The sequence below is a fragment of the Streptomyces sp. NPDC056347 genome (assembly GCF_042262625.1).
GTDB lineage: Bacteria > Actinomycetota > Actinomycetes > Streptomycetales > Streptomycetaceae > Streptomyces.
The window spans coordinates 1-12,254 of record NZ_JBHJQP010000219.1 but is presented as its reverse complement, the minus strand read 5'-3'; the positions used below and the strand labels follow the sequence as shown (position 1 = coordinate 12,254).

Here is a 12,254-nt window from a genome sequence, read left to right as displayed (position 1 = left end):
GGGCCGCACTCCTCGTCGGGAGTGCGGCCCGCGGCCGTCCGTCGGGACCGGCGTCAGTCGCGGGCGCCGCCGCCGACGTGGTGCACCCGCACCATGTTGGTGGTGCCGGGGATGCCGGGGGGCGAACCGGCCGTGATGACCATGGTGTCGCCCGCGTTGTAGCGGCCGAGCTTCAGCAGCTCGCCGTCGACCAGGTCGACCATCGCGTCGGTGTTGTCCACGTGCGGGACGACATGGGCCTCGACGCCCCAGCTCAGCGCGAGCTGGTTACGGGTGGACTCGTCGGTGGTGAAGGCCAGGATGGGCTGGGCCGCCCGGTAGCGGGAGAGCCTGCGGGCGGTGTCACCGGACTTGGTGAAGGCGACCAGCGCCCGGCCGTCCAGGAAGTCCGCGATCTCGCAGGCCGCACGGGCCACCGAACCGCCCTGGGTGCGCGGCTTCTTGCCCGGCACCAGCGGCTGGAGGCCCTTGGAGAGCAGCTCCTCCTCGGCGGCGACGACGATCTTCGCCATCGTCTTGACCGTCTCGATCGGGTACGCGCCCACGCTGGACTCGGCCGACAGCATGACCGCGTCCGCGCCGTCCAGGATCGCGTTGGCGACGTCGGACGCCTCGGCGCGGGTCGGCCGCGAGTTGGTGATCATCGACTCCATCATCTGGGTCGCCACGATCACCGGCTTGGCGTTCCGCCGGCAGAGCTCCACCAGGCGCTTCTGCACCATCGGGACCTTCTCCAGCGGGTACTCCACGGCCAGGTCGCCACGGGCGACCATCACACCGTCGAACGCCATGACGACGCCCTCCATGTGCTCGACGGCCTGCGGCTTCTCCACCTTGGCGATGACCGGGACCCGGCGGCCCACCTCGTCCATCACCTTGTGGACGTCCTTGATGTCGTCGGCGTCCCGGACGAAGGAGAGCGCCACCAGGTCGCAGCCCATCCGCAGGGCGAAGCGCAGGTCCTCGACGTCCTTCTCGGACAGGGCCGGGACGTTGACCGCCGCACCGGGCAGGTTGATGCCCTTGTGGTCGGAGATGACGCCGCCCTCGATGACGATCGTCCTCACCCGCGGGCCCTCGACCGCGACGACCTTCAGCTCGACGTTGCCGTCGTTGATCAGGATCGGGTCGCCCTTGGCGACATCGCCGGGCAGGCCCTTGTACGTCGTACCGCAGATCGACTTGTCGCCCGGGACGTCCTCGGCGGTGATGGTGAACTCGTCACCGCGGACCAGCTCGACCGGGCCCTCGGCGAACTTCGCCAGCCGGATCTTCGGGCCCTGGAGATCGGCGAGCACGCCGATCGCCCGGCCCGTCTCGGCGGCGGCCCGGCGGACCCGGTCGTAACGGGCCTGGTGCTCCTCGTGGCTGCCGTGACTGAAGTTGAAACGGGCCACGCTCATGCCGGCCTCGATCAGAGCGACGAGCTGCTCGTGGGAGTCGACGGCGGGACCGAGTGTGCAGACGATTTTGGAACGGCGCATGGGGCGGATCCTATCGGTTTGTTTCGCTACGGAATATTCCGTCTGGCGGAAGATACAAAGGGGCGCGGGGGTGCTCAGTTGTGGACCTCTCCGACGGCCCCGTCCGGCCGTCCGCCGCCCCCGCCGGCCTGCCCGTCGCCCCCGCCGTCCGGGCCGACGAGGGCGAAGGTCTGGACGGCTATCTCCAGCTCCTCGTCCGTCGGCACCACGGCGACCGCGACCCGCGCGTAGCCGGGCGAGATCAGCCGCGGCTCGCCGGACCGTACGTCGTTCAGGTCCGCGTCCACCGCCAGGCCCAGCTCCTCCAGGCCGGCGACGGCGGCCTCCCGTACCGGCGCCGAGTTCTCCCCGACCCCCGCGGTGAACACCACGGCGTCCACCCGGCCCAGCACCGCCGAGTAGGCGCCGATGTACTTCTTCAGCCGGTGCACGTAGATGTCGAAGGCCAGCGCCGCCCGCTCGTCCCCCGCGTCCACCCGGCGCCGGATCTCGCGCATGTCGTTGTCGCCGCAGAGCCCGACCAGGCCGCTCCGCTTGTTCAGCAGCGCGTCGATCTCGTCCGCCGACATCCCCGCGACCCGCATCAGATGGAAGGTGACGGCCGGATCCACGTCCCCGGACCGGGTGCCCATCACCAGCCCCTCCAGCGGCGTCAGCCCCATCGAGGTCTCCACGCACCGGCCGCCCGCCACCGCCGAGGCCGAGGCGCCGTTGCCCAGGTGGAGCACGATGACATTGACCTCCTCGGGGGTACGGCCCAGCAGCTCGGCGGCCTTGCGGGAGACGTACGCGTGCGAGGTCCCGTGGAACCCGTAGCGCCGGATGCGGTGCGCGTCGGCGGTCTCCGTGTCGATCGCGTACCGCGCCGCGTACTCCGGCATCGTCGTGTGGAAGGCCGTGTCGAAGACCGCCACCTGCGGAAGGTCCGGCCGCAGGGCCTGTGCGGTACGGATGCCGGTGATGTTCGCCGGATTGTGCAGCGGGGCCACCGGGACCAGCCGCTCGATCTCCTCCAGCACCGCCTCGTCGATCACCACCGGCTCGGTGAACCGCAGCCCGCCGTGCACCACCCGGTGGCCGATCGCCGCCAGCCGCGGCGAGTCCAGGCCCAGCCCGTCGGCCGCCAGCTCCTCGGCCGCCGCCCGCAGCGCCTCCTCGTGGTCGGCGATCCGGCCGGTCCGCTCGCGGGTCTCGGCACCGCCGCCCAGCAGCGGGGTGTGCACCAGGCGCGAGGTCTCCTCGCCGATCCGCTCGACCAGCCCCACCGCGAGCCGGGTCCGGTCGCTCATGTCGAGCAGCTGGTACTTCACCGACGAGGAGCCGGAGTTGAGGACCAGTACGCGGTACGCGCCCGCCCCGGTGCGGTCCCCGGCGGTGTCCTCGGTGGTCGGGACGGTCATCCGTTCTTCACTCCTTGCCCTGCGCCTGGATCGCCGTGATGGCCACGGTGTTGACGATGTCCTGGACGAGCGCGCCGCGCGACAGGTCGTTCACCGGCTTGCGCAGCCCCTGGAGCACCGGCCCGACGGCCACCGCCCCCGCCGAGCGCTGCACCGCCTTGTACGTGTTGTTGCCGGTGTTCAGGTCCGGGAAGACCAGCACCGTCGCCTGCCCCGCCACCTCGGAGCCGGGCAGCTTCGTCGCGGCGACGCTCGGCTCCACCGCGGCGTCGTACTGGATCGGGCCCTCGATCCGCAGGTCCGGCCTGCTCGCCCGCACCCGGTCGGTCGCCTCGCGCACCTTGTCGACGTCGGCGCCCGAACCCGAGGTGCCCGTCGAGTACGACAGCATCGCGATCCGGGGCTCCACCCCGAACCGGGCGGCGGTCGCGGCCGACTGCACCGCGATGTCGGCGAGCTGCTCCGCGTCCGGGTCCGGATTGACCGCGCAGTCGCCGTACACCAGCACCTTGTCGGCCAGGCACATGAAGAAGACGGAGGAGACGATCGACGCCTCCTCCTTCGTCTTGATGATCTCGAACGCCGGGCGGATCGTCGCCGCCGTGGAGTGCACGGCCCCGGAGACCATGCCGTCCGCCAGCCCCTCCTGGACCATCAGGGTGCCGAAGTAGTTCACGTCCGCGACGACGTCGTACGCCAGCTCCACCGTGACCCCGCGGTGCGCCCGCAGCTCGGCGTACCGCTCGGCGAACCTGCGGCGCAGCTCGGAGCTCTGCGGGTCGACGATCCGGGTTCCGGCGAGGTCGATGCCGAGGTCGGCGGCCTTCTTGCGGATGACGTCGGGCTCGCCCAGCAGGGTCAGGTCGCAGACGTCGCGGCGCAGCAGTACGTCCGCGGCGCGCAGCACCCGTTCCTCGGTGCCCTCGGGGAGGACCACCCGGCGGCGGTCGGCGCGGGCCTGCTCCAGCAGCTCGTGCTCGAACATCATCGGGGTGACGCGGCCGCTGCGGGCCACCGAGATCCGCTCCAGCAGGGCCTGGGTGTCCACATGGCGCTCGAAGAGACCGAGCGCGGTCTCCGCCTTGCGCGGCGTCGCGGCGTTCAGCTTGCCCTCCAGGGCGAAGAGCCGGCCCGCGGTGGGGAACGATCCGCCGGCCACCGACACGACCGGGGTGCCCGGTGCGAGTCGCGCGGCCAGCGTGAGTATCTCCTCGCCGGGGTGCTCGTCCAGCGTCAGCAGCACCCCCGCTATGGGCGGGGTGCCCGCGCTGTGCGCGGCGAGCGAACCGACCACCAGGTCGGCCCGGTCCCCGGGCGCCACCACCAGGCACCCCGGGGTCAGTGCCTTCAGCAGGTTCGGCAGCATCGCGCCGCCGAAGACGAAGTCCAGCGCGTCCCGGGCGAGCCCGGAGTCGTCGCCGAGCAGCACCCGGCCGCCGAGCGCCGAGGTGATCTGGGCGACGGTCGGCGCGGAGAGCGCCGCGTCGTCCGGCAGCACCGAGCACAGGACGGGCAGCGTGGCCGTCAGCCGCTCCGCGATGGCCCCGCGGTCCTCCGCCGCCACCCGGTTCACGACCATCGCGATGACGTCGCAGCCCAGCCCGGCGTACGCGCGAAAGGCGTTGCGGGTCTCGGCCCGCACCGACTCCGCGGTCTGGCCCTTCCCGCCGACCACCGCGATCACCGAGGCACCGAACTCGTTGGCCAGACGGGCGTTGAGCGCCAGCTCGTCGGGGAGCTGGGTGGCGGCGAAGTCGGTGCCGAGGACCAGCACCACCTCGTATTTCTGCGCCACCTGGTGGAACCGGTCGACCAGCCGCGAGACCAGCTCGTCGGTGCCCAGCTCGGCCTGGAGGGCGGACGCCTCGTAGTAGTCGAGCCCGTAGGCCGAATCGGGGTCCTGGGGGAGGCGGTAGCGCGAGCGCAGCAGCTCGAAGAGCCGGTCGGGTCCGTCGTGGACGAGCGGGCGGAAGACACCGACCCGGTCCACCTGACGCGTCAGGAGCTCCATGACTCCCAGATCGACGACCTGACGGCCGTCTCCCCGGTCGATCCCGGTCACGTACACGCTGCGCGTCACGCGTGTTCTCCCGTCCGTCTGCGGTTTGGGATGGTATTGCCATGTTGACGATACCCGGGGGCCCCGAGGCGCCGCCCGCCGGGAGAACCGGCCCCGCGGCAGCCACGGGCGCAAGGTCCAGACCTCTCGTGGGACAATCGTGGTGGCTCGGGGCAAGGGGGGTATCCGTACGTCCCCCCGACGCGGCACGGCACTAGTGAGCAGGAGACCCAGCACGATGCGCATCGGAATTCTCACCGCAGGCGGCGACTGTCCGGGTCTGAACGCCGTGATCCGTTCGGTCGTGCACCGCGCCGTGGTGGGCCACGGGGACGAGGTGATCGGCTTCGAGGACGGGTTCAAGGGGCTCCTCGACGGCCACTTCCGCCCCCTCGACCTCAACGCCGTCAGCGGCATCCTCGCCCGCGGCGGCACCATCCTCGGCTCGGCCCGCCTGGAGCGCGACCGGCTCCGCGAGGCCGCCGAGAACTGCGCCGAGCTGAGCCGCCGTTACGGCATGGACGCGCTCATCCCGATCGGTGGCGAGGGCACCCTCACCGCCGCCCGGATGCTGTCCGACGCCGGGATGCCCGTCGTCGGCGTCCCCAAGACCATCGACAACGACATCTCCGCCACCGACCGCACCTTCGGCTTCGACACCGCGGTGGGTGTCGCCACCGACGCCATAGACCGCCTCAAGACCACCGCCGAATCGCACCAGCGGGTCATGGTCGTGGAGGTGATGGGCCGCCACGCGGGCTGGATCGCGCTGGAGTCCGGCATGGCCGGCGGCGCCCACGGCATCTGCCTGCCCGAGCGCCGTTTCGAGGTCGACGACCTGGTGAAGATGGTCGAGGAACGCTTCGCGCGCGGCAAGAAGTTCGCGGTCATCTGCGTGGCCGAGGGCGCCCACCCGGCCGAGGGCTCCATGCCGTACGCCAAGGGCGAGATCGACCAGTACGGCCACGAGCGCTTCCAGGGCATCGGCAACCGGCTGGCCATCGAGCTGGAGAAGCGGCTCGGCAAGGAGGCCCGGCCGGTCATTCTCGGCCATGTGCAGCGGGGCGGCACGCCGACCGCGTACGACCGGGTGCTCGCCACCCGCTTCGGCTGGCACGCGGTCGAGGCCGCGCACCGGGGCGACTTCGGCAGGATGACGGCGCTGCGCGGCACGGAGATCGAGATGGTGCCGCTCGCCGTTCCCCGCTGCCCGCGACCGCTCCGGGACGGCCGGTCCGGAGCGGTCGCGGTGCCAAAAACCACTCTTGAGCAGCCGCGCCGGATCAACAAGGCTTGGCCCTGTCCCGGACATGTCCCAGCCCTGTCCGGGCGCGGAACCCAGGGGAGGGGTACGGCGCATGACGGTCGAGGACAGGGCCCCGGACCCCCGGGAGGCGTACAGCGCACCCGAGTTCGTCGCCCTGCTGCAAAAGCTCAAGGACGCCTCCGGGCTGACCTTCCGCGAGCTGGCCCAGCGCGCCGAATCGGCCGGCGACGTGCTGCCGCGCTCCACCATCGCCAACATGCTGGCCCGCGCCTCGGTCCCCCGCGAGGAGCTGCTCGCCGCCTTCGTACGGGCCTGCGGCCTCGGCCCCGACCGGGTACGGGACTGGCTCGCGGTACGCGCGGAACTCGCCGCCCACGGACAGCGCACCGCCACCGGCGAACCGCCGGGCGACGCGCCCGCCCTCACCGGAACGCTCTCCTCCGAGCCGCCCGCCGCCCCGCTCCCCGGGCCCCCCGCTCCCCGCCGCCGCACCCGCGCCCTGACGGCGGCCGTCGTCGCGGCCGTGGTCCTCGCCGCCGCCGGAGTGACCGCCGCCCTGCTCGCCCGCGGCGGCGACCAGGACGCGAACGACGACGCCGCGAAGGGCGGCGACCGGGCGAACGGCCCGGTGGCCGGCCCGGTCGCCGGGCGGACGGTGCGGCTGCGCTCCGTGCACTCCGGGCTCTGCTTCTCCGAGAAGCGGGGAACGGACCAGGGGTGGCTGTACCAGGTGCCGTGCGCGCAGGAGACGATCCCGAGCTTCTCGCTCCTGCCGCTGGGCGACGACCTCTGGCGGATCGTGACCGACCACCCGGTCTACAAGAAGGGCTGCACCGGAGTCATCGACGGGGCACCCGACACCGGGGCCCCGCTCCAGGACCAGGAGTGCGGGCTGCGGGGCAAGGCGGAGGAGTTCCTGATCCAGCCGGTGGGCAGCCCGGCCGAGGGCTACCGCATCCTCCCCGCCCACACCCGGCTCTGCGTCGGCACGGAGGACAGGAGCACGGCGCGCGGCGCCAAGCTGGTGCAGACGAGCTGCGAGGGGCCGGACCGGGGCAGACTGTTCTCCTTCGACCCGGTGGCCTCCGGCTGACCGCGCCGCCGCGCCCTTCGGCGGTTCATGGCTTCGGCCCGGTGGCCATCGGCCGACCGCGCCGCCGTGCCCTTCGGCGGTTCACTTCTCCGGGCCGGGCACCCCCGCCGCCCTCCAGAACCGCTCCAGGACCGTCGCCAGGAACTCCCGCCCCGCGTCGCCCGTCGACCCGGGCCGCTCCGTACCCGTACTGCTCCAGCCCAGTGTCGACACCATCAGCGACTGGTAGTCGGAGTGCAGTTCCGCCAGCAGGTCCTGGAGGAAACCGCGCTCCAGCGGCACCAGCCTCGCCACCGCACGCAGCTGCGCCTGCCAGCGCGTGGTCGCCGCGGCGCGCAGCAGCTCCGTCAGCTCCTCGTCCCGGCCGGAGACCGTCACGAAACCGGCCGCCGTCAGCCCCAACGCCTCGGTGAGCGCCGCGGACTGGCGCTCGTTGCCGCGCCAGCGCCCGGCCTCCTCCATCCGCAGATACGCGGAGGTGCTCAGCCCCACCAGCCTCGCCAGCTCCTCGGCGCTCAGCCGCTTCGCCGTCCGGTGCTCGCTCAGGGTGCGCGCCGCGGTGAGCAGTTCGTCCGGCGAGCACCACAACACACCGGCCAGCGCCGTGAGTTCGTATGTGCTCGGCACCGCGAGACCGCGCTCCCAGGCGACCACCGTCTCGGCGCTGATCCGCAGTCCGTACTGGGCCGCCAGCCCGTACGCGACATGCCCGGGAATCATCCCCAGGGCCATGCGGAGCCGGCGCGCGGCGGGGGCGTTGAACGGCGGGGAGGGGGACACGGCCCCACGGTAGGAGTCAAGAAGTGGCATGACCACGGTGTGTTCCACCGATATCCGCGAATCGTAGGATCGTCCGAGAAGTCCTTTGCCGATCACGGGCGCGGCCGCGGCGCCACGCCCGCCCGGCCCGGCTCAGCGGCCGCTCCGGCTCACCCAGCGGTAGTACAGCTCCGGACGGCCGATCTGCCCGTACTGCGGGCTGCGCACCGCGCGCCCCACCGTCACCAGGTGCTCCAGATAGCGGCGGGCGGTGATCCGGGAGATGCCCAGCTCCTCACCGGCCGCCCGGGCCGTCACCCCGTCCGGGGCGGCCCGCAGGGCGCGGGTCACCGCCTCCAGGGTGGGGCCGCTCAGCCCCTTCGGCAGCCGGGCCGGCTCGGGGGAGCGCAGCACGCCCAGCGCCCGGTCCACCTCGTCCTGGCCGCTCGCCTCCCCGGCCGCCGCCCGGAACTCCGCGTACCGCACCAGCCGGTCGCGCAGGGTGGCGAAGGTGAACGGCTTCAGCACGTACTGGACGACCCCGAGCGACACCCCCTCCCGGACCACCGCCAGGTCCCGCGCCGACGTCACCGCGATGACGTCCGCCGAATGCCCGGCCGCGCGCAGGGCGCGCAGCAGCTGCAGGCCGTGCCCGTCGGGCAGGTACAGGTCGAGCAGGAGCAGGTCGACCGGGGTGCGCTCCAGCGCCCGTACCGCCTCCGCCCGCGAGTGCGCGACGGCGGCCACCGCGAAGCCGGGGACCCGCTCCACGTACATCCGGTGGGCGTCCGCCGCGACCGGGTCGTCCTCGACGACGAGCACCTGGATCATGCCGTGGCCTCCTTCTCGGTCTGCACGGGACCGGTCTGCACGGGACCGGTCTGCACGGGGCCGGTCTGTACGGGGCCGGTCTGTACGGGGCCGCTCGGTACGGAACCGGTCCGCACGGGGCCGGGGCGGCCCGTGCCGGTCAGCGGCAGCCGCACCGTGAACCGCGCACCGCCGTCCGGCCCGCCGTCCAGCGTCACCGTGCCGCCGGCCCGGTGCACCGCCTGCCGGACGAGCGCGAGGCCGATGCCTCGGCCGCTGCCGTGCGTCGACCAGCCGCGGTCGAACACCTCGGCGGCGTCCTTCGGGGCGATCCCGGCGCCGGTGTCGGCGACCCGCAGCAGCAGTTCGCCCTCCTCGGCGAGCGCGGTCACCGTGACCCGGGCACGGGTGGCCCGGACGCCGCCGCCGCCGCCGTCCGGCCCGCGCTGGGCGGGTACGGCGCCGGGCGCGGCGGTCGCCGCCTCCGAGGCCGCGTCCACCGCGTTGTCGATCAGATTGCCCAGGATCGTCACCAGGTCCCGCTGCGGCAGCGTCGCGGGCAGCGCCCCGTCGTCGATCAGGCTGTCGTCGGCGAGCACCAGCTCCACCCCGCGCTCGTTCGCCTGGGCCGCCTTGCCGAGCAGCAGCGCGGCCAGCACCGGCTCGGCGACGGCGCCCACCACCCGGTCGGTGAGGACCTGGGCCAGCTCCAGCTCCGCGGTGGCGAAGCCCACCGCCTCCTCGGCCCGGCCCAGTTCGATCAGCGAGACGACGGTGTGCAGCCGGTTCGCCGCCTCGTGCGCCTGCGAGCGCAGCGCCTGGGTGAACCCCCGCTCGGAGTCCAACTCGCCGGAGAGCGCCTGGAGTTCGGTGTGGTCGCGCAGGGTCACCACGGTGCCGCGCTGCTCGCCGCCGACCACCGGGCGGGTGTTGACCACGATCACCCGGTCCGCGGTCAGGTGCAGTTCGTCGACGCGCTCCCCGTCGGCCAGCAGCGCCCCGGTCAGCGGAGCGGGCAGCTCCAGTTCGTCGACCCGGCGTCCCACCGCCCCCGGGGCCAGCCCCAGCAGCTCCCGGCCCGCGTCGTTGATCAGCGCGATCCGGCGCCGCCCGTCGAGCATCAGCAGCCCCTCGCGGACCGCGTGCAGGGTGGCCTGGTGGTAGTCGTGCAGCCGGCTCAGCTCGGCCGCGTTCATCCCGTGGGTGTGGCGCCGCAGCCGCGCGTTGATCACGTACGTGCCGATCCCGCCGAGGGCCAGCGCCCCGCCCGCCGCCAGCCCCAGCGCCCCGAGCTGGTCGCGCACCTGCGAGGAGACCCGGTCCACGGTGATGCCCGCGCTGACCAGGCCGACGATCCGGCCGCCGTCCCGGACCGGGGTGACGACCCGGATCGACGGGCCGAGGGTGCCGGTGTACGTCTCGGTGAAGGTCTCGCCGCGCAGCGCCCGCGAGGTGTGCCCGAGGAACTTCTCGCCGATCAGCCCCGCGTCCGGGTGCGTCCAGCGGACCCGGTCCGGGGACATGATCGTGACGAACGCGATCCCGGTGTCCTCGCGCACCCGCTCCGCGTACGGCTGGAGCACGGCGGACGGGTCCGGGGTGCGGATCGCCTCCCGTACGGACGGCGAGTCGGCGACCGACAGCGCGGCCGCCCGCACCTGCTTGGCCGCGGTCTCCTTCGCCTGCCCGCTGCCGGAGGCGTACGCGAAGAACGCGCACCCCGCCACCACCGCCGTCATCAGCACCACCTGCATGGCGAAGAGCTGACCGGCCAGGCTGCGCGGACGGGTACGGGGGAGACGCATGGCCCCAGTGTGCCTGGCCGAAAACTGGTGAACGAAATGCACGCAACGGTGACCGGCGTCACAGGGAGCGAGATATTCACCGGGGGTTTTTCCGGCCCGGACCGTCGGAGCTGCCCTTGCGCCCCCAGGGACGGGGGAGTGACCCGGACGAGCCGAGGAGAATTCCCGTGGGAGTGGCAGCCGCCAGGCGGGACCGCACGCACTATCTGTATCTGGCCGTGATCGCGGCCGTGGCGCTCGGCATCCTGGTGGGCTTCGCGGCCCCGGGTGTCGCCGTCGAACTGAAGCCGATCGGCACCGGCTTCGTGAACCTGATCAAGATGATGATCTCGCCGATCATCTTCTGCACGATCGTGCTGGGCGTCGGGTCGGTCCGCAAGGCCGCCAAGGTCGGCGCGGTCGGCGGCCTCGCCCTCGGCTACTTCCTGGTGATGTCGACCGTCGCGCTCGGCATCGGCCTGCTCGTCGGCAACCTCCTGGAGCCGGGCCAGGGTCTGCACCTCACCGAGGCGGTGCGCGCCGCGGGCGAGAAGCAGGCGGCCGGGGCGAGCGAGTCGACCAGCGACTTCCTGCTCGGCATCATCCCGACCACGATCGTCTCCGCCTTCACCGAGGGCGAGGTCCTCCAGACCCTGCTCGTCGCCCTGCTCGCGGGCTTCGCGCTCCAGGCCATGGGCTCGGCGGGTGAGCCCGTGCTGCGCGGCATCGGCCACATCCAGCGCCTGGTCTTCCGCATCCTCGCCATGATCATGTGGGCGGCCCCGGTCGGCGCCTTCGGCGCGATGGCCGCGGTGGTCGGGGAGACCGGCGTCGACGCGCTGAAGTCTCTCGCCATCATCATGGTGGGCTTCTACCTCACCTGCGCGATCTTCGTCTTCGTGGTGCTCGGCACGATCCTGCGGCTGGTCGCCGGGGTCAACCTGATCTCCCTGCTGAAGTACCTGGGCCGCGAGTTCCTGCTGATCCTGTCCACCTCCTCCTCCGAGTCCGCCCTGCCGCGGCTCATCGCGAAGATGGAGCACCTGGGCGTCAGCCGCCCGGTCGTCGGCATCACCGTGCCGACCGGCTACTCCTTCAACCTCGACGGCACCGCGATCTACCTCACGATGTCCTCGCTCTTCATCGCCAACGCCATGGGCGACCCGCTGAGCGCCGGTGAGCAGATCTCGCTGCTGCTCTTCATGATCGTCGCCTCGAAGGGCGCCGCCGGGGTCACCGGCGCGGGCCTGGCCACCCTCGCGGGCGGCCTCCAGTCGCACCGCCCCGGCCTGGTCGACGGCGTCGGCCTGATCGTCGGCATCGACCGCTTCATGAGCGAGGCCCGCGCCCTGACGAACTTCGCGGGCAACGCCGTGGCCACCGTCCTGGTCGGCACCTGGACCAAGGAGATCGACAAGGAGCGGGTGGACCAGGTCCTCTCCGGCGCCCTCCCCTGGAACGAGCAGATGCTCGCCCAGGACGGCGAGAGCGACGGCACCGCCGGCGTACCGGCGCCCCGCGAGGCCGAGGCCGCCACGGCCAAGGCGTAACCGCCCTGCGGTACACGACGGCCGGGGCCGGCACGGACGATTCCGTGG

8 protein-coding genes and 1 pseudogene are annotated in these 12,254 nt (G+C 72.8%); 3 read left to right on the top strand and 6 right to left on the bottom strand.

Annotated elements, in window-relative coordinates; all coding sequences use genetic code 11:
- Nucleotides 1-53: 53 nt before the first annotated feature.
- The 3 genes from pyk to pta form a co-directional block, all read right to left on the bottom strand.
- Nucleotides 54-1,484 (bottom strand): pyruvate kinase, encoded by a 1,431-nt coding sequence (gene pyk / locus ACFCV8_RS32595; protein WP_376689107.1) that lies wholly within the window; start codon nucleotides 1,482-1,484, stop codon nucleotides 54-56.
- A 74-nt stretch (nucleotides 1,485-1,558) separates the two neighbouring features.
- Nucleotides 1,559-2,884, bottom strand: coding sequence for an acetate kinase (locus ACFCV8_RS32590; RefSeq protein WP_376689106.1), 1,326 nt, complete (start codon nucleotides 2,882-2,884; stop codon nucleotides 1,559-1,561).
- A gap of 7 nt (nucleotides 2,885-2,891) precedes the next feature.
- A complete protein-coding gene (gene pta, locus ACFCV8_RS32585) occupies nucleotides 2,892-4,964 on the bottom strand; it encodes a phosphate acetyltransferase (protein WP_376689105.1) in 2,073 nt (690 codons plus the stop codon).
- Between the two features lie 217 nt (nucleotides 4,965-5,181).
- Between pta and ACFCV8_RS32580 the strand changes: the two are divergent.
- A pseudogene (locus ACFCV8_RS32580) lies at nucleotides 5,182-6,141 on the top strand (6-phosphofructokinase); the annotation flags it as partial.
- A 160-nt stretch (nucleotides 6,142-6,301) separates the two neighbouring features.
- Nucleotides 6,302-7,303: a helix-turn-helix domain-containing protein gene (locus ACFCV8_RS32575; RefSeq protein WP_376689104.1), complete on the top strand. Its 1,002-nt coding sequence runs from the start codon at nucleotides 6,302-6,304 to the stop codon at nucleotides 7,301-7,303.
- A gap of 81 nt (nucleotides 7,304-7,384) precedes the next feature.
- Here ACFCV8_RS32575 and ACFCV8_RS32570 read toward each other — a convergent pair whose 3' ends face one another.
- From ACFCV8_RS32570 to ACFCV8_RS32560, 3 genes are all read right to left on the bottom strand, one after another.
- Entirely contained in the window at nucleotides 7,385-8,113 is a 729-nt protein-coding gene (locus ACFCV8_RS32570) for an XRE family transcriptional regulator (protein ID WP_376689103.1), read from the bottom strand.
- 102 nt (nucleotides 8,114-8,215) lie between these two features.
- Nucleotides 8,216-8,893, bottom strand: a complete 678-nt coding sequence (locus tag ACFCV8_RS32565) for a response regulator (protein ID WP_376689102.1) — start codon at nucleotides 8,891-8,893, stop codon at nucleotides 8,216-8,218.
- Nucleotides 8,890-10,677 (bottom strand): ATP-binding protein, encoded by a 1,788-nt coding sequence (locus ACFCV8_RS32560; RefSeq protein WP_376689101.1) that lies wholly within the window; start codon nucleotides 10,675-10,677, stop codon nucleotides 8,890-8,892. Before ACFCV8_RS32560 ends, ACFCV8_RS32565 begins: the two co-directional genes overlap by 4 nt.
- Before the next feature lie 167 nt (nucleotides 10,678-10,844).
- Here ACFCV8_RS32560 and ACFCV8_RS32555 point away from each other — a divergent pair, with 167 nt between their 5' ends.
- Nucleotides 10,845-12,206 (top strand): cation:dicarboxylate symporter family transporter, encoded by a 1,362-nt coding sequence (locus ACFCV8_RS32555; protein WP_376689100.1) that lies wholly within the window; start codon nucleotides 10,845-10,847, stop codon nucleotides 12,204-12,206.
- The last annotated feature ends 48 nt before the right edge of the window (nucleotides 12,207-12,254 follow it).

What these genes read in the sequence shown, in the direction of transcription:
- pyk (WP_376689107.1), bottom strand. Translation starts at nt 1,484, where the DNA reads ATGCGCCGTTCCAAAATCGTCTGCACACTCGGTCCCGCCGTCGACTCC.
- ACFCV8_RS32590 (WP_376689106.1), bottom strand. Translation starts at nt 2,884, where the DNA reads ATGACCGTCCCGACCACCGAGGACACCGCCGGGGACCGCACCGGGGCG.
- ACFCV8_RS32575 (WP_376689104.1), top strand. Translation starts at nt 6,302, where the DNA reads ATGACGGTCGAGGACAGGGCCCCGGACCCCCGGGAGGCGTACAGCGCA.
- ACFCV8_RS32570 (WP_376689103.1), bottom strand. Translation starts at nt 8,113, where the DNA reads ATGCCACTTCTTGACTCCTACCGTGGGGCCGTGTCCCCCTCCCCGCCG.
- ACFCV8_RS32565 (WP_376689102.1), bottom strand. Translation starts at nt 8,893, where the DNA reads ATGATCCAGGTGCTCGTCGTCGAGGACGACCCGGTCGCGGCGGACGCC.
- ACFCV8_RS32560 (WP_376689101.1), bottom strand. Translation starts at nt 10,677, where the DNA reads ATGCGTCTCCCCCGTACCCGTCCGCGCAGCCTGGCCGGTCAGCTCTTC.